This window comes from Streptomyces sp. NPDC048269 (assembly GCF_040652395.1).
In the GTDB taxonomy this organism is placed as follows: domain Bacteria; phylum Actinomycetota; class Actinomycetes; order Streptomycetales; family Streptomycetaceae; genus Streptomyces.
Genome location: NZ_JBEZLW010000003.1, coordinates 43,833 through 63,413 on the forward strand (window position 1 = coordinate 43,833; position 19,581 = coordinate 63,413).

General features: G+C 73.5%; 25 protein-coding genes. 14 read left to right on the forward strand and 11 right to left on the reverse strand.

Going from position 1 to position 19,581, the window contains the following annotated elements:
- Positions 1-53: 53 nt before the first annotated feature.
- Positions 54-1,106: an alpha-hydroxy acid oxidase gene (locus AB0D48_RS04190; RefSeq protein WP_362390584.1), complete on the forward strand. Its 1,053-nt coding sequence runs from the start codon at positions 54-56 to the stop codon at positions 1,104-1,106.
- 72 nt (positions 1,107-1,178) lie between these two features.
- Here the strand turns inward: AB0D48_RS04190 and msrB are convergent, their stop codons facing one another.
- From msrB to AB0D48_RS04210, 4 genes are all read right to left on the reverse strand, one after another.
- On the reverse strand, positions 1,179-1,586 hold the full coding sequence (gene msrB / locus AB0D48_RS04195) for a peptide-methionine (R)-S-oxide reductase MsrB (protein ID WP_362390586.1): 408 nt from the start codon (positions 1,584-1,586) through the stop codon (positions 1,179-1,181).
- Between the two features lie 15 nt (positions 1,587-1,601).
- Entirely contained in the window at positions 1,602-2,999 is a 1,398-nt protein-coding gene (gene murC, locus AB0D48_RS04200; RefSeq protein WP_362390588.1) for a UDP-N-acetylmuramate--L-alanine ligase, read from the reverse strand.
- A 52-nt stretch (positions 3,000-3,051) separates the two neighbouring features.
- Positions 3,052-3,519, reverse strand: coding sequence for an indole-3-glycerol phosphate synthase (locus tag AB0D48_RS04205; protein ID WP_362390590.1), 468 nt, complete (start codon positions 3,517-3,519; stop codon positions 3,052-3,054).
- Between the two features lie 135 nt (positions 3,520-3,654).
- Positions 3,655-4,437, reverse strand: a complete 783-nt coding sequence (locus AB0D48_RS04210) for a pyrimidine reductase family protein (protein WP_362390592.1) — start codon at positions 4,435-4,437, stop codon at positions 3,655-3,657.
- Positions 4,438-4,473: 36 nt separating this feature from the next.
- Between AB0D48_RS04210 and zapE the strand changes: the two genes are divergently transcribed.
- From zapE to AB0D48_RS04235, 5 genes are all read left to right on the forward strand, one after another.
- Positions 4,474-5,583, forward strand: coding sequence for a cell division protein ZapE (gene zapE, locus AB0D48_RS04215; RefSeq protein WP_362390594.1), 1,110 nt, complete (start codon positions 4,474-4,476; stop codon positions 5,581-5,583).
- Positions 5,584-5,645: 62 nt separating this feature from the next.
- Positions 5,646-6,074, forward strand: coding sequence for an OsmC family protein (locus AB0D48_RS04220; protein ID WP_362390596.1), 429 nt, complete (start codon positions 5,646-5,648; stop codon positions 6,072-6,074).
- Between the two features lie 120 nt (positions 6,075-6,194).
- Positions 6,195-7,538, forward strand: coding sequence for an alkaline phosphatase PhoX (locus AB0D48_RS04225; protein WP_362390598.1), 1,344 nt, complete (start codon positions 6,195-6,197; stop codon positions 7,536-7,538).
- Positions 7,539-7,688: 150 nt separating this feature from the next.
- Complete coding sequence (locus tag AB0D48_RS04230; RefSeq protein ID WP_362391097.1) at positions 7,689-8,537, forward strand: PPK2 family polyphosphate kinase; 849 nt, start codon at positions 7,689-7,691, stop codon at positions 8,535-8,537.
- A gap of 17 nt (positions 8,538-8,554) precedes the next feature.
- Entirely contained in the window at positions 8,555-9,448 is an 894-nt protein-coding gene (locus AB0D48_RS04235) for a polysaccharide deacetylase family protein (protein WP_362390601.1), read from the forward strand.
- A gap of 40 nt (positions 9,449-9,488) precedes the next feature.
- On the opposite strand, the gene AB0D48_RS04240 is transcribed toward AB0D48_RS04235, so the two are convergent.
- Genes AB0D48_RS04240 through AB0D48_RS04250 form a run of 3 tightly spaced genes read right to left on the reverse strand, consistent with a single transcriptional unit; the run spans position 9,489 to position 11,169 of the window.
- Complete coding sequence (locus AB0D48_RS04240) at positions 9,489-9,854, reverse strand: Asp23/Gls24 family envelope stress response protein (RefSeq protein WP_362390603.1); 366 nt, start codon at positions 9,852-9,854, stop codon at positions 9,489-9,491.
- Positions 9,851-10,531 (reverse strand): hypothetical protein, encoded by a 681-nt coding sequence (locus AB0D48_RS04245; protein WP_362390605.1) that lies wholly within the window; start codon positions 10,529-10,531, stop codon positions 9,851-9,853. The genes AB0D48_RS04240 and AB0D48_RS04245 overlap by 4 nt, the downstream gene beginning before the upstream one ends.
- Positions 10,522-11,169 carry a sigma-70 family RNA polymerase sigma factor gene (locus AB0D48_RS04250; protein ID WP_362390607.1) on the reverse strand — a complete coding sequence of 216 codons (648 nt, stop codon included), beginning with the start codon at positions 11,167-11,169 and terminating at the stop codon, positions 10,522-10,524. The genes AB0D48_RS04245 and AB0D48_RS04250 overlap by 10 nt, the downstream gene beginning before the upstream one ends.
- A 159-nt stretch (positions 11,170-11,328) precedes the next feature.
- Between AB0D48_RS04250 and AB0D48_RS04255 the strand changes: the two genes are divergently transcribed.
- From AB0D48_RS04255 to AB0D48_RS04275, 5 genes are all read left to right on the forward strand, one after another.
- The gene (locus AB0D48_RS04255; protein WP_362390609.1) at positions 11,329-11,814 is read left to right on the forward strand and encodes an Asp23/Gls24 family envelope stress response protein; all 486 of its coding nucleotides are present in this window, start codon (positions 11,329-11,331) and stop codon (positions 11,812-11,814) included.
- A 75-nt stretch (positions 11,815-11,889) separates the two neighbouring features.
- Positions 11,890-12,069, forward strand: coding sequence for a hypothetical protein (locus tag AB0D48_RS04260; protein ID WP_362390611.1), 180 nt, complete (start codon positions 11,890-11,892; stop codon positions 12,067-12,069).
- Positions 12,066-12,464: an Asp23/Gls24 family envelope stress response protein gene (locus AB0D48_RS04265; protein WP_362390613.1), complete on the forward strand. Its 399-nt coding sequence runs from the start codon at positions 12,066-12,068 to the stop codon at positions 12,462-12,464. The genes AB0D48_RS04260 and AB0D48_RS04265 overlap by 4 nt, the downstream gene beginning before the upstream one ends.
- Positions 12,465-12,501: 37 nt before the next feature.
- Complete coding sequence (locus AB0D48_RS04270) at positions 12,502-13,179, forward strand: DUF6286 domain-containing protein (RefSeq protein ID WP_362390615.1); 678 nt, start codon at positions 12,502-12,504, stop codon at positions 13,177-13,179.
- A 29-nt stretch (positions 13,180-13,208) separates the two neighbouring features.
- The gene (locus AB0D48_RS04275; protein ID WP_362390617.1) at positions 13,209-13,814 is read left to right on the forward strand and encodes an alkaline shock response membrane anchor protein AmaP; all 606 of its coding nucleotides are present in this window, start codon (positions 13,209-13,211) and stop codon (positions 13,812-13,814) included.
- A 33-nt stretch (positions 13,815-13,847) separates the two neighbouring features.
- Here AB0D48_RS04275 and AB0D48_RS04280 read toward each other — a convergent pair whose 3' ends face one another.
- Genes AB0D48_RS04280 through AB0D48_RS04295 form a run of 4 tightly spaced genes read right to left on the reverse strand, consistent with a single transcriptional unit; the run spans position 13,848 to position 16,205 of the window.
- Positions 13,848-14,039 (reverse strand): hypothetical protein, encoded by a 192-nt coding sequence (locus tag AB0D48_RS04280; RefSeq protein ID WP_362390619.1) that lies wholly within the window; start codon positions 14,037-14,039, stop codon positions 13,848-13,850.
- Positions 14,040-14,053: 14 nt separating this feature from the next.
- Entirely contained in the window at positions 14,054-14,704 is a 651-nt protein-coding gene (locus tag AB0D48_RS04285; protein WP_362390621.1) for an ABC transporter, read from the reverse strand.
- Positions 14,701-15,516 carry an ATP-binding cassette domain-containing protein gene (locus tag AB0D48_RS04290; protein ID WP_362391099.1) on the reverse strand — a complete coding sequence of 272 codons (816 nt, stop codon included), beginning with the start codon at positions 15,514-15,516 and terminating at the stop codon, positions 14,701-14,703. Before AB0D48_RS04290 ends, AB0D48_RS04285 begins: the two co-directional genes overlap by 4 nt.
- A 14-nt stretch (positions 15,517-15,530) precedes the next feature.
- Positions 15,531-16,205, reverse strand: coding sequence for an AIM24 family protein (locus AB0D48_RS04295; RefSeq protein ID WP_362390623.1), 675 nt, complete (start codon positions 16,203-16,205; stop codon positions 15,531-15,533).
- A 71-nt stretch (positions 16,206-16,276) separates the two neighbouring features.
- On the opposite strand from AB0D48_RS04295, the gene AB0D48_RS04300 reads away from it, so the two are divergent.
- The 3 genes from AB0D48_RS04300 to AB0D48_RS04310 all read left to right on the forward strand — a co-directional run bounded on the left by AB0D48_RS04300 (position 16,277) and on the right by AB0D48_RS04310 (position 19,559).
- Positions 16,277-17,029, forward strand: coding sequence for an aminoacyl-tRNA hydrolase (locus tag AB0D48_RS04300; RefSeq protein WP_362390625.1), 753 nt, complete (start codon positions 16,277-16,279; stop codon positions 17,027-17,029).
- A 191-nt stretch (positions 17,030-17,220) separates the two neighbouring features.
- A complete protein-coding gene (locus AB0D48_RS04305; protein ID WP_362391101.1) occupies positions 17,221-18,522 on the forward strand; it encodes a DUF692 domain-containing protein in 1,302 nt (433 codons plus the stop codon).
- Positions 18,519-19,559: a TIGR04222 domain-containing membrane protein gene (locus AB0D48_RS04310; RefSeq protein WP_362390627.1), complete on the forward strand. Its 1,041-nt coding sequence runs from the start codon at positions 18,519-18,521 to the stop codon at positions 19,557-19,559. Before AB0D48_RS04305 ends, AB0D48_RS04310 begins: the two co-directional genes overlap by 4 nt.
- Positions 19,560-19,581: the final 22 nt, after the last annotated feature.

A 19,581-nucleotide genomic window follows, 5' to 3' on the forward strand; every position in this document is an offset into this window, starting at 1 on the left:
CCGGCCCCGGTCCGCTTCGGCCGGCCGATCCGAAGGACAAGGAGACGCACCACGTGATCAACCGGACAACTCCCGGCGTTCCGGAGCTCGAGGAAGCGGCACGCGACCGGCTGGATTCCGCCGCCTACGACTTCTATGCGGCGGGTTCCGGCGAGGAGATCAGCCGCGACGAGGCCCATCGGGCCTGGCAGGAATACCGGCTGAAGCCGCGCGTACTGCGCGACGTCTCCGAGCTGGACACGTCGGTCGGGATACTCGGCACGGAGCTGGCCTCGCCGGTGCTGGCCGCCCCCACCGCCTTCCACTCCATGGCGGACCCGGAGGGGGAGGTGGCGACCGCCCGGGGCGTGGCCGGGGCCGGTTCGCTCCTGGTCCTGTCGTCCCGCGCCACGCGCGAGGTGGAGGACGTGGCGGCCGCGGCCGGACCGTGGTGGTTCCAGGTGTACGCATTGCGCGACGGAGAGCTGACCCGCAAGCAGGTCGGACGGGCAGCTGCGGCGGGCGCCCGGGCCCTGGTGCTGACCGTCGACGCACCCTACGTGGCCGCCAAACCCCGCGTCCGGCGGCCGCTCCCGCTGTCCGCGCAGGACCGGCTCAGCCGGGACGTGGGCGTCGACACCCGCAGCAGCGCCTGGGAACAGGACCCCTCGATCGGCCCGGAGACCATCGCCCTGCTCGCCCGGGAGTCCGGTCTCCCCGTGCTGGTCAAGGGCGTTCTGCGGCCGGACGACGCCATCGCGTGCGTCGACGCCGGAGCGGCGGGCGTGATCGTCTCCAACCACGGCGGTCGCCAGCTGGACCGCTCCGTGTCCACGGCCGCCGCCCTGCCCGAGGTGGTCGGTGCGGTGGGCGCCCGCGTCCCGGTCCTGGTCGACGGCGGGATCCACACCGGCACGGACGTACTGACCGCGCTCGCTCTCGGCGCGCGGGCCGTGCTGGTGGGGCGGCCGGTGCTGTGGGCCCTGGCCGCCGGCGGCTCGGAAGGAGTCCGTTCGCTCTTCGAGTCCTACCGGGCGGGCCTCGCCGAATCCATGGCCCTGGCGGGCGCCGGGTCGGTGCGTGCCATCACGCCCGACCTGGTGGTTGCCCCGTCCCGGGCCGGGTGACCGCGGTGCCGGCCCGGCGGTCCCGCGGTGGCGGGCGGCCTCTCTGGGCCGCCCGCCGGGGCCCGGAGGGTCTCAGCCCTCCGTGGGGGTGAGCCGCAGGGAGATGGAGTTGATGCAGTACCGCTGGTCCGTGGGCGTCGGGTAGCCCTCGCCCTCGAAGACATGGCCCAGGTGGGAGCCGCACTTCGCGCAGCGGACCTCGGTGCGGACCATGCCGTGCGAGGTGTCGGCGATCAGCTCGACCGCGTCGGTGTCCTTCGGATCGAAGAAGGACGGCCAGCCGCAGTGCGACTCGAACTTCTCCGAGGAGCGGAACAGCTCCGCGCCGCAGCCGCGGCAGGAGTAGACGCCTTCCGTCTTGGTGTCGGTGTACTCACCGCGGAAGGCCGGCTCGGTGCCCGCGAGGCGCAGCACCTGGTACTCGGACGGGGTCAGCTCCGCCTGCCACTGCTCGTCCGTCTTCTCGACCTCGTACGCCATGACGTTCCCGCTCCCTCAGTTCGACAGACGGGCGAGGATCTGAGGCCCCAGATCCGTGACGTCGCCCGCGCCCATGGTGAGAACGAGATCGCCGGGCTTGGCCATTCCCGCGATGACGTCGGCGACGGCCTCCTTGGAGTGCTCGGCGGTGACGTCGGCGCCCGCGGCGCGGGCGGCGGCGATGATCAGCTCGCTGGTGACGCCGGGGATCGGGTCCTCGCGGGCCGGGTAGATGTCGAGGACCACGGAGGCGTCGGCCAGGGCCAGGGCCTGGCCCATCTCCTTGCCCAGCTCCTGGGTGCGGGAGAAGAGGTGGGGCTGGAAGACGACCAGGATCCGGGAGTCCCCGGCGGCGCCGCGGATGGCCTCCAGGTCGGCGGTCATCTCCGTGGGGTGGTGCGCGTAGGAGTCGATGACCTGGACGCCGGCGGTCTCGCCCTTGAGCTGGAGGCGGCGCTTGACCCCGGTGTACTTGCCGAGGGCGGAGGCCAGGTTGTGCGCCGGGATGCCGAGGGCGACACCGGCGGCGAGCGCCGCGACGGCGTTGTGCGCGTAGTGGCGGCCGGGCACGGAGACGGTGAAGGTGAGCATCCGGCCGTCCAGGACGACGGTGACCTCGCTGGTCAGCCCGCGCGGGGTGATCTTCGTGATCCGGACGTCCGCCTCGGGGTCCTCGCCGTACGTGACGACGTTCAGGCCCTCGCGGCCGGCAACGCGGCGGGCGATCTCGGCCGCGCCCTCCTGGCCGTGGGCGACGACGAGCGTGCCGCCGGGCACGACCTTGGAGACGAAGGTCTCGAAGGACTCGTAGATCTCCTCGATCGACGCGTAGTTCGCGTGGTGGTCGAGCTCCGCGTTGAGGATGATCGCGACCTGCGGGGTGTACTTGTGGAAGGTGCGGTCGCTCTCGTCCGCCTCGGCCACGAAGATGTCGCCCTCGCCGTGGTGGGCGTTGGAGCCGGGGGCGTCCAGGTCGCCGCCGATGGCGTACGAGGGGTCCAGGCCCAGGGCCGACAGGGACACCGCCAGCATCGAGGTGGTGGTGGTCTTGCCGTGGGTGCCTGCGACGGCGATCGGGCGCAGCCCGTCCATCAGCGCGGCGAGGGCGTCGGAGCGGTGCACCACGGGGATGCCGAGCTCGGCGGCGCGCGCCAGCTCCGGGTTGTCGGCGCGGATGGCGCTGGAGACGACCACGCAGGTGGAGTCGGCGGCGAGGTTTCCGGCGGCGTGACCCCCGTGGACCGTGGCGCCGTGGGCGCGCAGGGCCTCGGCGGTCTCGGAGTCCCCACGGGAGTCGCTGCCGGCCACCTGCGCGCCGCGCTGGGCCAGGATCTTCGCGATGCCGGACATGCCGGCGCCGCCGATGCCGATGAAGTGGGGCCGTTCCATGGCGGTCGGCAGGCCGGGCTTCATTCAGGTCGCTCCAGGATCGAGTGCGGTGCGTTGGGCTCTGGTGCGCCCAAGCCTATTCGTTGTGGGCGAAGAGCTTGAGCACCGGAACGCCGACCTTGTGACGGGCCCGGGAGGCCCAGTCCCGGTGGAAGAACTCCTCCACGAAATGGGGGGCGGTCAGGACGATCACCTCGTCGGCCCCGTTTTCCTCCACCACGGCCTTCAGTTTGTCGAGCGGGTGCTCCTCGATGATCTGCCCGGTGGCGCTGGCGCCCTTCTGGCGCAGGGCGTTCAGGGAGTGCGCGAGGGCCTGCGCCGCGGGGCCGAGGGCGGCCTCCCCCTCGGGCACGTCACCCTCACGGATGGCCTCGGGGAGCTCACCGAGCGCTACGTCGTCGATGGCGCGCAGCAGTCGGTCCTGGTCGCCCCGGGGTTGCATGAGGACGACGAAGGAGACCTGGTCGTCGCCGTGCAGGGTGGTGACGAAGTCCACGTCCACCGTGGTCAGCGGCTGCTCGATCATCAATACGCTCGTGAACACGGACGCCCTCTCCTTCATGGGCCGAGGCCGGCTGGCCGGCCCCTGCGGAAACCATCCTGCCCCGCTGTCGCACGGGGCCTGCGCAGGTATATGTGCCCAGCGAAAGCTAAGCGGAACGACAAATTCCGCCCCTTGTCAGATCCGACGGTAGCTCGTGAAGAGGAACCCGGCCTCTTCCAGTACGCTCGCGGGCGCGAGCCGGTGCGGAACCGTGACGGTGGGGCCGCCGGCGATCCGCTGGGCAGCCCCCGCCGTGAGCATCGGGGAGATCGTCAGGCACAGCTCGTCCAGCGCGTCGGCGGCCACGAACTGGCCCAGCAGCCGGGGCCCGCCCTCGGTGAGCTGGCGGCGCAGCCCCCGCCCGGAGAGCTCCCGTACCGCGCGGCCCGGGTCCACGGCCGCCCCGTCGCCCGCCACCACGACCTCGGCGCCCGCCGCGCGGGCCGCGGCCACCCGGTCCGCGGGCGCGGCGGCCCCGGTGACCACGAGGGTCGGCACGAGCGGGGAGGCGAACAGGGGCAGGGTGAAGTCCAGGTCCAGGCTCGCGGTGACCACCGCGATGGCGGGTGCGGGGCCCTGTCCGGCGGCCGCGCGGCGGGCGGCGAAGGCGTCCCGCGCCCGGGCCGGGCGGTAGCCCTCCTGGCGAACCGTTTCCGCGCCGACGACCACCACATCGGCCAGCCCCCGCAGGGTGCCGAAGATCCGCATGTCGGTCTCGCCGGAAATGGGCTGTGAGCGGCCGTCGTGCTGGGCCGCGCCGTCCAGGGTGGAGACCATGTTCGCCCGCAGCCAGTGCGCGCCCTCGCCGAGAGCGGGGTACGCGTACGCCTCCGCGAGCTCGTCCAGCGACCACTCCCGGTCGGCCGGAGCCTGGGACGAGGCTGGTGTCTGATCGGTCACAGGGAACAGGCGTCGCATCGGTGCAGTGTGCCACGCCCCGTAGAGTTGAGTGCTGTGTCAACATCACTCTCCACCTCCGGTGCCCCGTACGGTCGGCCCCCGATAGCCGACGCGGGACCCCAGGCGCTGTGCGCCCGCGAGCCGCGTGTGCCCGCCGAACGGCTGGTGGCCGAGATGGTGCCGCCGCCGCGGTTCGACTCGGTGCGCTTCGACACGTACAACCCGGACCCGGCCCAGCCGAGCCAGGCCGAGGCCGTCACCGTGCTCAGCGGCTTCGCGGCAGGTCTGGGCGGCGCGCACGCGACCGGCGCGGGCAAGCGGCGCTGGTTCGCCAGGGACCGCAAGAAAACAGCCCCCACCGCCCCGCGCGGGGTCTACCTCGACGGCGGCTACGGCGTCGGCAAGACCCACCTGCTCGCCTCCCTGTGGCACGCCACCCCGGCCGAGCCCGCGCTCAAGGCCTTCGGCACCTTCGTGGAGCTGACCAACCTGGTCGGCGCGCTGGGCTTCCAGCAGACCGTGCAGACCCTGGGCGGGCACCGGCTGCTGTGCATCGACGAGTTCGAGCTGGACGACCCGGGCGACACCGTCCTGGTGTCCTCGCTGCTCAGCCGTCTCGTCGAGCAGGGTGTGGCGCTGGCCGCCACCTCCAACACGCTGCCCGGCAAGCTCGGCGAGGGCCGCTTCGCCGCCGCCGACTTCCTGCGGGAGATCCAGGGGCTGTCGGCGCACTTCCGGCCGCTGCGGATCGACGGCCAGGACTACCGCCACCGCGGCCTGCCGGAGGCTCCGGCGCCGTTCTCCGACGAGCAGGTCACCAAGGCCGCGTACGCGACCGAGGGCGCGAGCCTGGACGACTTCCCCGGCCTGCTGGAACACCTGGCCCGGGTCCACCCGAGCCGCTACGGCGCGCTGACCGACGGGATATCCGCGGTGTGCCTGACCGACGTCGGCCCGGTGCCGGACCAGTCGACGGCCCTGCGGCTGGTGGTACTGGCCGACCGCCTGTACGACCGCGAGGTGCCCGTGCTGGCCTCCGGAGTCCCCTTCGACCGGCTCTTCAGTGACGAGATGCTGAACGGCGGCTACCGCAAGAAGTACTTCCGCGCCATCTCGCGGCTCACCGCGCTGGCACGCGACGCGAAGCCCCTGGTCTCCCAGTAGGTTTGGGCACGCCGGGCCGTTCCGGGGGCCCGGCTGTTTCCGCTTCTGCGAAGGGATCCACCATGGCCGCCACACGCACCGCACACGCCGTCTGGGAAGGCGACCTGCTCAAGGGCAAGGGCGTCGTCACCCTCGACTCGTCCGGCCTCGGCAGCTACCCCGTCTCCTGGCCCGCCCGCACCGACGAGGCGGCGAACGGGCGGACCAGCCCGGAAGAGCTGATCGCCGCCGCCCACTCCAGCTGCTTCAACATGGCCTTCTCGAACGTACTGGCGAAAGCCGGCAACCCGCCGGCCAAGCTGACCACCTCGGCCGCGGTCACCTTCGTACCCGGCCAGGGCATCACCGGCATCCACCTGACCACCGAGGGCGAGGTTCCGGGCCTGGACAGCGACGCCTTCACCGCCGCCGCCGAGGACGCGAAGAAGAACTGCCCGGTCAGCCAGGCCCTGACGGGCACGACGATCACCCTGAGCGCCAAGCTCGTCTGAACCCCGCGGCTCCGGCGGGGCGTGCCCCCGCCGGAGCCCGCCGCGTGGTACCACGGGCCGGGGGGGCACCCCCGGCGGCAGCTGGGGGAACATGTCCAGTTCCGCCACGGGGAGTTGCCCATGTCCGTGACCCGACGCAGCCTGCTCGCCGCCGGCACGATCGCCTTCAGCGGGGCGCTCGGCGCCCTCTTCACCGGGCGCGCCGGCGCCGCCCGGCCGACCCGGGGGTACGGGCCGCTCCTGCCCGATCCCCGCGGGCTGCTCGATCTGCCCGCGGGATTCACGTACCGGGTGCTCTCCCGCGCGGGCGACCCGCTGCGCTCCGGCGAGGGCGCCGTCCCGGCCAACTGCGACGGCATGGCCGCCTTCGGCGCCGGCGGCGGCCGCGTGCGGCTGGTCCGCAACCACGAGAACCGCACCACGGCCGCCTTGCGCGTCCCCGCCGTCGACGGCCTCACCTACGACCCCCAGGCCCTCGGCGGCTGCACGGCCCTGGAGCTCGATCCGGCGGGTGCGGTCACCGGAGAGCGGGTCGCCCTCGCCGGTACGGCCGTCAACTGCGCGGGCGGCCGGACCCCTTGGAACACCTGGCTGAGCTGCGAGGAGACCGAGGACCGCGCGGGCACCTCCGGCTACACCAAGGACCACGGCTACGTCTTCGAGGTGGACCCTGCGGACCCGCGCCGCTGCGGCCCTGTCCCGCTCACCGCGATGGGCCGCTTCGCGCACGAGGCCGTGGCCGTGGACCCCCGCCGCGGGGTGGTGTACGAGACCGAGGACGCCTTCGTCGAGCCCTTCGGGCTGTTCTACCGCTTCCTGCCCGCCCGCCCCCTCGGCGGACCCGGCTCCCTGCGGGCCGGCGGCGCCCTGGAGGCCCTGCGCGTACCGGGGCTGGCGGACCTCGCGGTCGTGGACCGGCCCGGGGCCGCGTTCCCGGTGGAGTGGGTCCCCGTACCCGACCCCTCGGCGGCCGGGACCGCGATCCGGTTCCAGGACTTCGGGCCGGGCGGGATCACCCACGCGCAGAAGCTGGAAGGCTGCTACTGGGGCGACGGCGGGGTCCACTTCGTGTCCAGCTTCGCCCGCCGCGGCGATGGCGCGGCCGCCGACCACCACGGGCAGGTGTGGTTCTACGACCCGGTGCGCGCCCGGCTCCGGCTGGACGTGCTCTTCGGGCCGGCCAGCGACGTCCAGCTGCCCGGGGACTCCCCCGACAACATCTGCCTGGCCCCGGACGGCGGCCTGATGGTGTGCGAGGACGGCGACGGGGAGCAGTACGTCTTCGGCGTGACGGTGGGCGGGGAGGTCTATCCGATGGCCCGCAACGCCCAGGACATCGGGCAGCCGGGCGCGCCGGAGTTCGGGGAGTTCGCCGGGGTCACCTTCTCCCCCGACGGGCGGACCATGTACGTCAACGCATACGCCCCGGGGACCACGTTCGCGGTGACGGGCCGCTGGCACTGACCTCGCGTTCCCGTTCGACTTGCCGGAGGATCGAACGAGTCGACGGGATCGGGGTGGTCAGCGGTGGCCGGGAAGCAGCGGGAGAAGGACGGGCCCGCCCGGGAGGGCGAGGCGGCCGGGAGCAGCGGCGGGACGGGCGGGCCCGGGGCGGTGCCGGGGACCACCGCGCTGCGGGAGGTGTTGCGGCTTCCGGCCGGGGAGCGGCCGGACCTCGGCCGGTTCGATCCCGCGGCGGTTCCCGCGGGCCCCGCGGACAAGGTGGCCGCGCTCGCGGCCGTCGCCGCGATGTCGGGGCGGCTCGCCTCCCTCCAGGAGCGGCTCTACGCGGCGAGCACCGCCGGGGACCGGCGCCGGCTCCTGCTCGTCCTGCAGGGCATGGACACCAGCGGCAAGGGGGGCACCGTCAAGCACGTGATCGGGCTGTTCAACCCCTCCGGCTGCCGTGTCAGGGCCTTCAAGGCACCCACGCCCGAGGAGCTGGGGCACTCGTTCCTCTGGCGGATCGAGAAGGCCCTCCCCCAGCCGGGTGAGATCGGCATCTTCGACCGTTCGCACTACGAGGACGTCCTCATCGCCCGCGTCCGCGAGCTGGTGCCGCGCAGCCGGATCCGCCGCCGGTACACCCAGATCAACCAGTTCGAGGAGTCCCTCGCGGACGACGGGGTGACGGTGGTGAAGGTGTTCCTCCACATCAGCTACGAGGAGCAGCGCGAGCGGCTCCTGAAACGGCTGGACAACCCCGAGAAGCACTGGAAGTTCAACCCGGGCGACATCGAGGAGCGGAGCGCGTGGCCCGCGTACCAGGAGGCGTACGAGCTGGCGCTGGAGCGCTGCTCCAGCGAAGCCGCGCCCTGGTTCGTCGTCCCCGCGGACCGCAAGTGGTACCGCAACTGGGCGGTCAGCAGGCTGCTGCTGGAGCACCTGGAGGCCATCGGTCCGCGGTACCCGGAAGCCGACTTCGATGTCGAGGAGTGCCGTAGCCGACTACTTGCCACATAGTCATATATTTTGCCTGTGTGACCATTTCTGTGCGCAAAGCGGCGGCGGTAGCCGCTCTCAGTGCCGCCCTCGCGGGATGCGGGGGCGGCGCCGGCACCTCGGACGCCGCCCGTGAGGCCCGCATGGGCAGCCCGGCGGCGTCGGCCCCCGCGTCCGCCGCCACCCCGTCCGCGTCCGCCGCCGCCTCCCCCCAGGCCGGCGCCCCCGCCAAGGCCCCGACCCTCGCGCCCGGCCCGAACGGCCTGACGCCGGTCTTCGAGCGGGCGAAGCAGCAGAGCGACAAGACCGTCGCGCTGACCTTCGACGCCGACATGACCTCCGACCAGGGGCCGCGCGCCGCGGACGGGGAGCACTTCGACAACCCGCAGCTGATCTCCACCCTGCGGAAGCTCCGGGTGCCCTCGACGGTCTTCATGACGGGCCGCTGGGCGGAGGAGTACCCGGACCAGGCGAAGTCCATCGGCACCGACCCGAACTTCGAGATCGCCAACCACTCGTACAGCCACCACGCCTTCAAGTCCCCCTGCTACGGACTGCCGGCCCTCGACGGCGCCGCCGCCCGCGCCGACGTGGACCGGGCCTTCGCCGCCTTCCGCACGGCGGGCGCGGTCAACACCGTCCCGTACTTCCGCTTCCCCGGCGGCTGCTACGACGACGACGCCCTGCGGGCCCTGTCCACGGCCAAGGTCACGGCGGTCCAGTGGGACGTGGTCAGCGGGGACGCCTTCGCGAAGGACCCCGGCGCCGTGGCCGAACAGGTGCTCGCCGGAGTGAAGCCCGGCTCGGTGGTGGTCATGCACTGCACGCGCAGCGCCGCCCCCGTCACCGAGGAGGCCGTCCAGCGGATCGTCCCGGAGCTGCGCAAGCGCGGCTACCGGTTCGTCAAGGTCTCCGAGCTCATCGGGAAGTAGCCGGGGGCCCTCGGCCGGGCGAGGGGGCGGGCCGGCCCCCTCATACGTCGGCAACGGTGCGGGTGACGGTGACCTGGACCGAGACGGGTGGCGCTGAGCCGTGCAGGCTCAGGTGGGTGGTGACCGCGGCCCGCACGTGTTCGCGTACCTGTCGGGCGACGTCGGCCACCCGGCGGCCGTCGTGCACGATGCACCGCACTTCCACACGCCAGCCGATGTGGGGGACGTGTTCGACCCGGATTCCGGTTGCGGCGGGATGGGGGGCAGTGCCCGCGCCGTGCCGTACGCGGGAGGCCGCGGCGGCGAGGCGGTCGGCAAGGGCGGGCTGGAGGGCTGCCACACCGGGAACGTCGAGGGCGGCACGGGCCGCGGCTCGGCGGACGTCCCTGCTGCGGGTGGAGGTCATCCTCTGCTCGCTGCGGGCAGGTCGTCCCCGGGTACGTGGAGCAGGTCCAGCAGGGAGTTGATTTCCAGGTCGACGCCGGTGACGGCCAGGCCGAGGTCGTGGTGCGCGGCGTGGAGGACGGCTCGGCGTACTTGTGCGGCCCGCTCCCGCAGTGGCCGGTCGAGAGTGGTGGCCAGCGTCATGACGACATGAACGGCGGTGTCGTCGCGGGTGGGGGTCAGGCGGCAGCTGGCGGCGCGGGCGCCGGGCACGGTGTCGGCAGCGCGTCGTAGGACTTTCGCGGCGGCGCTTTCGGCGATGCGCAGGTCGTGGTCGGGGTCGTCCAGCGGCAGCGACGCTCCGAGTCGTACCTCGGTCCGGACCGCGTTGATGACTCGGTTGGCGAGGCTGTGGACGTCGGGTTGCTCCTCGGCGCGCAGGGACCGGGTGGCTTGGTCGAGGGCGCGCAGCCCTTCGACGGCCTGCCGGCAGTAGGGGCAGCCGCTGGTGTGTGCGTCGAATGCCGCGGCGCCGGGGCTGCGGGCCTGTTGCCAGGCATCGAGGAGGGGGCGGCCGCAGGGCAGCAGTTCGGTGCCGGCGAGCAGCTCCGCTTCGGGGAGCAGCGTGGTGTCCGCGCTCCGGGTGCTTGCGGTCGTCGGGTCGTCGTCCGGGGTGGGGTGCGGGTCGTCTAGCGCCATGGGCGCATCGCCTCCGTCAAAGCGCGTCGTGCACGAAAGAGTCTGCCGCGCACCGTCGGTTCGCTGCTGCCTGTCACATCGGCGATCTCGTCGTAGTGCAGGCCGTGCAGTTCGCGCAGGACCCAGCAGGCCCGCAGCTCGGGGGTGAGTTCCCCCAGTGCCTGTGTCAGGGCGGCCGTCGTGGCGTCTGTTTCGGCTATGCGTGGTGGTGCGCTGCCCGCGTCGGAGGCGACCGGCTCCGGGACGGTGTCCAGGGGGAGAGCGGGGGGCCGGCGGCGCAGTGTGTTGAGGCAGCGGTTGGTGACAATGCGGTACATCCAGGTGCCGAACCCAGCGCTGTGGCGGAATTCGGGCAGCTGGCGCCAAGCGCTGAGGAAGGCGTCCTGAACGGCGTCCTCGGCGTCCGGCCGGTTGCCCAGGAGGTGGTACGCGAGGGCTGTCAGCCGCCCGCTGTGACGGCGGACGAGGACGGCGAACGCGTCGTCGTCCCCTTCCGCAGCCCGTACGGCCAGCAGCTTGTCCGACAGAGCGGTACGGGACCCGTCCGAGCCGGCCGGGACATCGTCGACGGACCGTGGGGCGGCCTGGGGCGGGTGTGCCGCGCCTGGTGGGGTGGAGGTACCGGTCCGCTCGCGCATCCGCCGCTCGCTTCCTGTCGGAAACCGTCGTCTCGGCCTTCGCACGTACTCCTCGATGCTATGCGCGTGCGTGCGCGGCGTGAGGAATGTGCCGGGGGTGTGTCTGATCCTTCGAGGGCACCGCACCGGCGCCCGCATGGACATCCTTGGGAGGTCCTCATGTCGGAGAGCATCAGCCCCCCTTCAGGCCAGAGCCAGCCGGGCAGCGCGAGCAAGTCGCTGCAGGGCCACAGCGGCGCCGGGGCCGCGCCCGAGACGCGGGGGCGGACCACCATCGCCGACAGCGTCGTCGAGAAGATCGCGGGGATGGCCACCCGGGAGGTACCCGGCATCCACAGCCTCGGCGCCGGGATGAGCCGCACCCTGGGGGCCGTGAGGGACAAGGTTCCGGGAGGACGCCCCAGTGTGAGCCGGGGCGTGAAGGTCGAGGTGGGCGAACGGCAGACGGCCGTGGACCTGGACGTGGTCGTGGAGTACGGCGTGTCCATCGTCGACATCGCCGGCGACGTCCGCACCAACGTGATCACGGCCGTGGAGCGCATGACCGGCCTGGAAGTGGTCGAGGTGAACATCGCCGTCGATGACGTCCACCTGCCCGACGAGGAGGAGGAGGAAGGCGAGGAGAGCGAGAGCCGCGTCCAGTGACGTGGCGCAGCCTGTCCCCCCGCGTCCCGCGGCCGGCCAGGAGAAACCGATCGACGTGAAATTCAGGTGAGTGAGATGAGCGCAGCAACGGTAGGCCTGCTGGCCGGAATGGCCTTGGGTTTCGCTGCCTTCTTCGGCGGATTCTGGGCCTTCCTGCTCGTGGCGTTCCTGGGCGCCGTGGGCCTGGTGGTCGGCCTCATGCTGCAGGGCGACCTTGAGATGTCCGACTTCAACCGGTCTCGGGACCGGCAGTGACCTCGCAGCCCGCCCCTGCCGTGCCCGGGGGCGCCGCGGGCGCCACACGGGAGCTGCTACCGGCGGCCGAGCGTGGCGCGACGGTCATCCCGGACAAGGTGGTGGCCCGCATCGCGGCCCGCGCCGCCCGCGAGGCCCTGCACGGGCAAGCCGGTACGGCAGACATGAAACTGGCCGCTCCGCACGCCTCGGTGGCCGTCGCCGGCGGATCCGCACGACTGGGCCTGACTCTGGACCTGCCCTATCCGGCAGACCTCGCCGGTACCGCCCGCGAGGTGCAGCACTACGTCGGCGAGCGCGTGGCCCAGCTGACCGGCATGAAGGTCACCGAGGTCACGCTGACCATCGAACACCTGGTCCCCTCCGCCGGACCCGAACACAGACGTGTGCAGTGAGCCGGGCCGGGCAACCCCACCGGGAAGGAGAGCCGGCATGAAACGGGACCAAGACCCTACGGCCGACAGGGAGCAGCCCCCCGCCACCGACGAGGCCACCTCCCGCACGGTGGACCTGCTGGTCAAGCAGCCTCCCGATAGCCGCGAGCACGGCGACGACGCGCGTGGCGGCCTGCGCCCTTCGCGCCGCCCGTGGTCCGCACGCCGGATACCTGCCGCGCTGACGGCTCTGGTCATCGGAGCGGCGGCCGGGATCCTGCTGTTCGACGTCGTCAGGGTTCGCGCGGGCCAGTCCGCCGCCGCCTGGCGCACACGCCTGGCCGACGAACTGGCCACCCGCCCCCTGGATGACGTCTGGATCCGCGTGGGAGCGGCCGTCCTCACACTCGTGGGCCTCTGGCTGATCATCCTGGCACTGACCCCCGGCCTGCGTCGTCTGCTGCCCCTCAGGACGCCCGACGAGCGGGTACAGGCCGTGCTGGACCGCGACGCCGCCGCCCTCGTGCTGCGCGATGCCGCCATGCGCGTCGCCGGCGTCAGTGCCGCCAGGGTCCGGGTCGGACGAAGCCGCATCGCGGCGCGCGCGGAGGTCCGCTTCCGTGCCCAAGCCGACGTCAAGGCCGATCTGCTGGCCACGCTGCTCGAGCAACGCGATCGGCTCGCCCTCGCCCGTCCGCCACGGCTCACCGTCCGGGTACGCCCGCGCCGCAAGTGACGCACCGGGGAGAACAGGAGACGGATCCCATGAAGAGGAAATCCGCAGTCAACCGGGTTCTGCTGGCTGTGACAGGCATCGTCCTGTTCGGCACGGGTCTGCTGATGCTGGCGGGTGGCTTCGACCTCTACCGGCGCTGGAACCTGAGCCCTCCTGAGGACTGGCCGCGTAGTACCCCGAACGCCGTGCTGCTCGGCGACGCCGACCGCACCCGCTGGACGGACGAGGGCTGGTGGTGGCCCGTGGTGATCGCCGCCTTGGCGATCGTCCTTCTGCTCGCGCTGTGGTGGCTGCTGACGCAACTGCGCCGCACGCACCCCGGCTCCATACCCGTCGGTGGAACACCTGCGACGGACGGGGTGGAACTGCGCGAGCACGCCCTCAGCGACGCCCTCGCCGCCGATGTCCTCCACCAGCCGGGCGTGGAACACGCGCGGGTGCAGATGACCGGCCGCGCCGACCACCCGGAGGCACGCATCGACCTCACCCTCACCCCCGGCAGCGAGCCCGGTCCCGTGGTGCAGGAACTGTGCGACGGGCCCGTCGAACGCGCACGCCGGTCCACCGGCCGGGCCCGCCTCTCCGCGCACGCACGCCTGGGGGTCTCCCCGCACAAACCGCACCGCGCCCAGTAGCGGCATCCAGGGGCCCGCTCGGCCGGACGGGTTCTAGCCGGAGCAGGCCGTCCGCTCCGCGTCCTGCCACTCGCACACCGGACAGAGGACCACGCCCGGGGTGGCGACCCCGTACTCGGTGGGCTTGCCGCACGCCAGGCAGTCCGCGTAGGGCGGCCCCGCCACCGGGTCGCCCGGGGCCGCGGGGGCGGGGCAGTACGACGGGGTCTCGTCCGGCTTGTCCATGCCTACGAGCGTACTCAGCCCCGCCGCGCGGCGACCATACAGGCCGCCGTGCCCGCCGCGCCGGCCAGCAGCAGCGCACCGGCCAGCGCTGTCAGCGGCAGCGGCGCGGAGCCCGAGCGCGCCGCCGTGACCAGGGCGGACACCGCGGCGCGGGCCGGAGAGGGCGCGAGGACCCAGGCCAGCAGGGAGCCGAGGGTCCCGGCCAGGACCGCGTAGCCCCGGCGCCGCACCACCGGCCTGCTGCACAGCGCCCCCACGGCCGCACCGGTCAGGGCGCACACCGCCACCGACAGGGCGCCTGCCAGGACGGTCGCGGCGGGGTCGAGTCCGGCCCGGGCACCGAGCAGCAGCGCCACGGCGGCTCCCCCCGTTCCGGTGACCAGGGCCCCGGCGAGGCCGGTGAGGAGGGCCGCCGCGTGCACCCGTACGGGACCGGCCGCGGCGGCCGCGCAGTCGCGGGCCGCGTCCGGTTCGTTGATGACGCAGATCCGGACCAGCCAGGCGGCCTGCGGAACCAGGCCGGCGGCCGCGTAGCCGAGGGCATCGAGCACCGGGTCCCCCGGCCGGATCCCGACGGCCACGAAGGCGGCGTACACGACGAAGGGGGCGAGCCACCGCTGGGAGCGCAGCAGCAGGGCGCCCTGGTAGCGGAGCAGGGCGGTCACGGCAGTTCCTCCACGGTGCGGACGTGCCAGGGCGGCCGGGCGGTGAGCAGGGTGCGCAGCGCCTCGTCGGAGCGGTCCGCGTCCACGGTCAGCAGGATGCCGCCGTCGGGGTCGGGCGCACCGGCGAGGCCGGCCGGCAGCGGGCTGCCGGGCGGTCCGGCGGCGCGGATCCGCACGCGGGGCCCTGTCGTCCCGACCGTGCGCACGGGCACCAGCGCGGTGCCTTCGACGCGGTAGTGCGCGTCGGGCGCGCCCGCGAGCCGCCGGGGGTCGTGGTCGACGAAGACCACGGTGGCTCCGGCGGCGGTGCGTTCGGCCACGGCGAGGTCCAACTCGGTCCGGGCGGAGGTGTCCAGCCCGGTCCAGGCCTCGTCGAGGACGAGCAGCCCCGGTTCGGCGAGCAGGGCCTGGGCGACGGCCACCTTCTGGCTCGTCCCCTTGGACAGTTCGGCCATCGGGGTGCGGGCGTGACCGGCGGCCCCGAACCGCTCCAGCCAGTGCGCCGCCCGCCGGGCCGCCTCGGCCCGCGGGAGCCCGTGTACGCGGCCCAGGTGGGTCAGGTAGGAAACGACGTCGAGCGGCAGCGCCGCCGGGAAGCGCTCGGGTACGTAGGCCGTGCGGCGCGGGCGGCCGCTGATGCGCCCCTCGGTCGGGGCGTCGATCCCGGCGAGGAGCCGCAACAGGGTGGACTTGCCGCCGCCGTTGCCGCCCTCGACCCGGACCAGGGTGCCGCGCGGCAGGTCCAGCGAGATCCCGCGCAGCACCCAGGGCCGGCGCAGTCCGTAACGGCGGCCCACGCCGGTCAGGTTCAGTCCGGTCTGCGGGTTCAGTGCGCGGCCGCCGTCTCGGTGACCTCGCTCGGGCGGACGATGACGAAGCCCTCGCCGCTCAGCTTCAGCTGGACGGCCTCGCCGGAGCCGCCGCGGATCATCGAGCCGACCGACTGGGAGCGGTGCAGGCCGGTCTCCAGCTGCGCGCTCCAGCCGACCACCGCGTCCGTGTCCACGTAGACCGGGGCCTGGGCGGTGACCGGGATGATGATCGGGTTGCCGTCGCAGACCACGGCGAGCTTGCCGGTGCCGGTGAAGACGCTGTTGAAGAGGCCGCCCCCGGTCATTCCGGCGCCCTTCAGCATCTTGATCTCGTAGGACAGGGTCGGGTCGAAGCACAGCACGTTGCGGCCGTTGATGGTCAGCGCGTCGCCCGGCTCGAAGTCGATGATGAAGCAGTTGCCGGCCTGGTGGGCGAACCAGGCCTCGCCCTGACCGCGTACCGACATCAGCGACAGGCCCTCGCCCGTGACGGCGCGCTTGAGCATGCCGCCTATGCCCTGTCCCTTGCGCTCGAACTGGAGGTTGCCGCGGAAGGCCACCATCGAGCCCTGACGGGCCAGCATCTCGCCGTTGACGGCGTACTTCACGGACTTGGCGTTCTGCAGGGTCATCCCGGGGGCGACGGCCGCCTGGACGAGGTTCTCGGACGCGAAAAGATCACTCTTCATGGCCCCGATCCTCGCCCGGAGCGCCCACCCGGGGCATCATCCTGAAGGCGGAGGCTGGCATCCTTGGCGGGATGAGCAGCCAGCACACGAACGACACCACCGGCGTACCCGCGGTCGGGGCGGACAGCCCCTTCCGGCAGGAGCACGTCCTGCGCGACGAGGCCCCGCAGTTCGTGCTGCCGCTGGTGGTGCGGATCGAGAAGACCGAGCCGCCCGCCCGGACGGACGCGCTGGAGACGGCGGCCCGCGCGGTACTGGTCCTGCTCACCGACGAGCGGTCGCAGGGCGACGGCGAGTGGGCCGAGGCGGTCCGTGACTGGCAGGACGCACGGATCCGCAAGGTGGTCCGGCGGGCGCGCGGGGCGGAGTGGCGCAAGGCGCAGACCCTGCCGGGCGTCACGGTGCACGGTGGCGCCTCGGAGGTACGGGTCTTCCCGCCGGTGCCCCTGGACGGCTGGCCCAAGGAGCTCGCCAAGCTCCAGGTGTCGGGCACGGACCTGGACGACCCGGAGCCGGTCGCAGCGCCCACCGAGCCGGACCTGCCCGTGCTGTGGCTCAACCCCGATGTCGGCATGTCGGCGGGCAAGGCGATGGCCCAGGCCGGTCACGCGGCGCAGCTGGCGTGGTGGGAGCTGACGGACGCGGAACGGGCCGCCTGGCAGGAATCCGGTTTCGCACTGGCCGTACGGACGGCCCCGCGCGAGCGGTGGGCGCAGCTGAGCGCCAGTGGCCTCCCGGTCGTCCGCGACGCCGGTTTCACGGAGATCGCCCCCGGCAGCGCGACGGTGATCTCCGACCACCCGGCCCTGCGGGCCCGTCTCTGACGGCCTCCCCCAGGCCGGCCCTGTCGTCACCGTCCCGCCCGGGCCAGCTTCGACGACGGGGCCTCGTCCGGCGGAACCTCAAATGTTGCTCTGAACGTCCCTCTTCGCGATTGGCTCGACTCCGCCGGGGCCATCACTTCGGCACACGGCGCGACGAGATGCGCCGAAAGGGGGCGAGGGACATGAAGCCCATGGCACACCTGGGGGTGGGCATCGGCTGGCGGCCGGAGATCGCGGATGCCGTCGAGCGGCTGCCCGGCCTGGACTGGGTCGAGGTGGTGGCCGAGAACATCTGCCCGGGCCACCTGCCCGAGGCTCTGCTGAGGCTGCGCGAGCGGGGCACCCGCGTCGTGCCGCACGGGGTCTCGCTGGGCATCGGGGGCGCCGACCGCCCCGACCCGGCGAAGCTGGCGGCGCTCGGGGAGCGGGCGGTGGCGCTGGGGGCGCCGCTGGTCACCGAGCACATCGCCTTCGTCCGTACCTCCTCGCCCGTGCTGGAGGCCGGTCACCTGCTGCCGGTGCCGCGCACGCGTGACGCGCTGGACGTGCTGTGCGAGAACGTGCGCATCGCGCAGGACGCGCTGCCCGTGCCGCTCGCGCTGGAGAACATCGCCGCGCTGATCTCCTGGCCGGGCGAGGAGCTGACGGAGGCGCAGTTCCTGACGGAGCTGGTCGAGCGGACCGGTGTCCGCCTGCTCATCGACGTGGCCAACCTGCACACCAACCGGGTCAACCGGGGCGAGGACCCGGCGGCCGTGCTGGACGCGATCCCGCTGGAGGCGCTGGCGTACGTACATGTGGCGGGCGGGGTCGAACGGGGCGGGGTCTGGCACGACACGCATGCCCACCCGGTGCCACCGGTGGTCCTCGACGTGCTCGCCGCACTCCGCTCCCGGGTGGACCCGCCGGGCGTCCTCCTGGAGCGGGACGACGACTTCCCGCCGGAGCCGGAGCTGGCGGGCGAGCTGGCCGCGATCCGCGCGGTGCTGACGGCCGGCCCGGCCTCGGCCCCCGCCGCACCCGCCGCACCCGGCCCCGGCCGGCCCGTCGCCTCGCCGGATCCCCACCGTGACGGGGCCGACGAGGCCACGCGGACCCGCGTAGGGCTCGAGCAGGCCGCGCTGCTGTCGGCCCTGGTGGCCGGCACCCCCGTACCGGAGGGGTTCGACAGGCAGCGGATCCGGGTGCAGGCCCGGGCGCTGGCGGCCAAGCGGGCCGGCGTGGTGGCCAGGCTGGCTCCGGAGCTGCCCGCGATCCTGGGCGGTGAGGAGGCGTACCGCACGGCCTTCCTCGCCTACGCCACCGGCCGTCCCATGACGGCCGGATACCGCCGGGACGCGCTGGACTTCGCCGAGCACCTGCTGATCCAGGACCTGCCGGCCGACCCGGCCGCCCGGCGCCGGCTCACCGCGTGGTGGCGGGACCGGGCCGGGGCGCGCCCGCCTCGCCGGGTCGCGCGCTGGGCCCGGGCGCTCGTGGGGAGGGCGGCATGAACCTCCTCGCCCTCGTCATCTGGATCGCCGTCGCCGCCTCCAGCGGCCTGCTGGTCCGCGGCCTGCGCCGGGCCCGGCCCCGGTCGGGCGGACCGGCGCCGGTCCTCCACGACCTGTCCGAGGCCGCCTTCGTGGCGGGCGGCCCCGGCAACGTCGTGGACACGGCCCTCGTCTCGATGCTCTCGGACGGCCGCCTGATGGCGGGCGGTCCGGGCATCGTCCACGTACGCCCCGGGGCGCGGGCCGACGACCCCGCCGAGCGTGCCGTCCTGCAGGCCCACCGCGGTGCACCGTCGGGATGGCTCTACCAGGTGCGCTACGCCGCCATGATCGACCCGGCCGTACAGGAGACGGGGGACGCCCTGGCCGCCCGCGGGCTGCTCTCGCCGCCCGGGTGGGGGCGGACCTGGCGGCGCTGGGGCATGGTCCAGGCCACGGTGTGCGGACTCCTCGTGCCGGTGTCCCTGCCGCTCACCTTCGTCGCGTTCGTCATGGACGACAGCCCGCAGGTGCCGTTCATCGTCAAGGTGCTGCCCGCTCTGCTGGGCGGGATCCTCGTGGGCGGGATCTGCGCCGCGCGGGCCAGGCAACGGATCACCCCGGCCGCGCAGCGGGCGCTGCGCGACATCCGTGCCCACTACGTGAACGACCGGACCCCGCACGTGCAGACCGCGCTGTTCGGCCTGCGGGGCATGCGCGACCCGTACCTGCGCGGGCAGCTGGTGCCCGCCGCGCGCGGCACCCGGCTGGCCGCGGCCCAGTCGGGATCCCGTCCGCACGGCCCGGGCTCCTCGTACGCGTCCTCCGCCGAGATCCTGCCGGTGGTCTGGTGCGCCGGGAGCGACGGCGGCGGAGGCGGTTCCAGCTGTGGTTCGGGATCGGGATCGGGCTGCGGGTCCTCCGGCAGCAGCTGCGGGAGCGGCTCCAGCTGCTCCGGCGGTGGCGGCTCCAGCTGCGGTGGTGGCGGCTCCAGCTGCGGCGGCAGCAGTTCGAGTTGCAGCAGTTCGTCCGGCTCCAGTTGTTCGAGCAGCTCCTGATACGGCAACCCACGGAGCCCGG

Excerpts from the sequence above, each read along its gene's own strand:
- AB0D48_RS04275 (WP_362390617.1), top strand. The coding sequence starts at position 13,209 with ATGAAGAGGAAATCCGCAGTCAACCGGGTTCTGCTGGCTGTGACAGGC.
- murC (WP_362390588.1), bottom strand. The coding sequence starts at position 2,999 with ATGAAGCCCGGCCTGCCGACCGCCATGGAACGGCCCCACTTCATCGGC.
- AB0D48_RS04260 (WP_362390611.1), top strand. The coding sequence starts at position 11,890 with ATGAGCGCAGCAACGGTAGGCCTGCTGGCCGGAATGGCCTTGGGTTTC.
- AB0D48_RS04305 (WP_362391101.1), top strand. The coding sequence starts at position 17,221 with ATGGCACACCTGGGGGTGGGCATCGGCTGGCGGCCGGAGATCGCGGAT.
- AB0D48_RS04250 (WP_362390607.1), bottom strand. The coding sequence starts at position 11,169 with ATGCGCGAGCGGACCGGTACCTCCACCCCACCAGGCGCGGCACACCCG.
- AB0D48_RS04225 (WP_362390598.1), top strand. The coding sequence starts at position 6,195 with ATGTCCGTGACCCGACGCAGCCTGCTCGCCGCCGGCACGATCGCCTTC.
- msrB (WP_362390586.1), bottom strand. The coding sequence starts at position 1,586 with ATGGCGTACGAGGTCGAGAAGACGGACGAGCAGTGGCAGGCGGAGCTG.
- AB0D48_RS04280 (WP_362390619.1), bottom strand. The coding sequence starts at position 14,039 with ATGGACAAGCCGGACGAGACCCCGTCGTACTGCCCCGCCCCCGCGGCC.
- AB0D48_RS04245 (WP_362390605.1), bottom strand. The coding sequence starts at position 10,531 with ATGGCGCTAGACGACCCGCACCCCACCCCGGACGACGACCCGACGACC.
- AB0D48_RS04300 (WP_362390625.1), top strand. The coding sequence starts at position 16,277 with ATGAGCAGCCAGCACACGAACGACACCACCGGCGTACCCGCGGTCGGG.
- AB0D48_RS04270 (WP_362390615.1), top strand. The coding sequence starts at position 12,502 with ATGAAACGGGACCAAGACCCTACGGCCGACAGGGAGCAGCCCCCCGCC.
- AB0D48_RS04240 (WP_362390603.1), bottom strand. The coding sequence starts at position 9,854 with ATGACCTCCACCCGCAGCAGGGACGTCCGCCGAGCCGCGGCCCGTGCC.
- AB0D48_RS04310 (WP_362390627.1), top strand. The coding sequence starts at position 18,519 with ATGAACCTCCTCGCCCTCGTCATCTGGATCGCCGTCGCCGCCTCCAGC.
- AB0D48_RS04255 (WP_362390609.1), top strand. The coding sequence starts at position 11,329 with ATGTCGGAGAGCATCAGCCCCCCTTCAGGCCAGAGCCAGCCGGGCAGC.
- AB0D48_RS04295 (WP_362390623.1), bottom strand. The coding sequence starts at position 16,205 with ATGAAGAGTGATCTTTTCGCGTCCGAGAACCTCGTCCAGGCGGCCGTC.
- AB0D48_RS04220 (WP_362390596.1), top strand. The coding sequence starts at position 5,646 with ATGGCCGCCACACGCACCGCACACGCCGTCTGGGAAGGCGACCTGCTC.
- AB0D48_RS04210 (WP_362390592.1), bottom strand. The coding sequence starts at position 4,437 with ATGCGACGCCTGTTCCCTGTGACCGATCAGACACCAGCCTCGTCCCAG.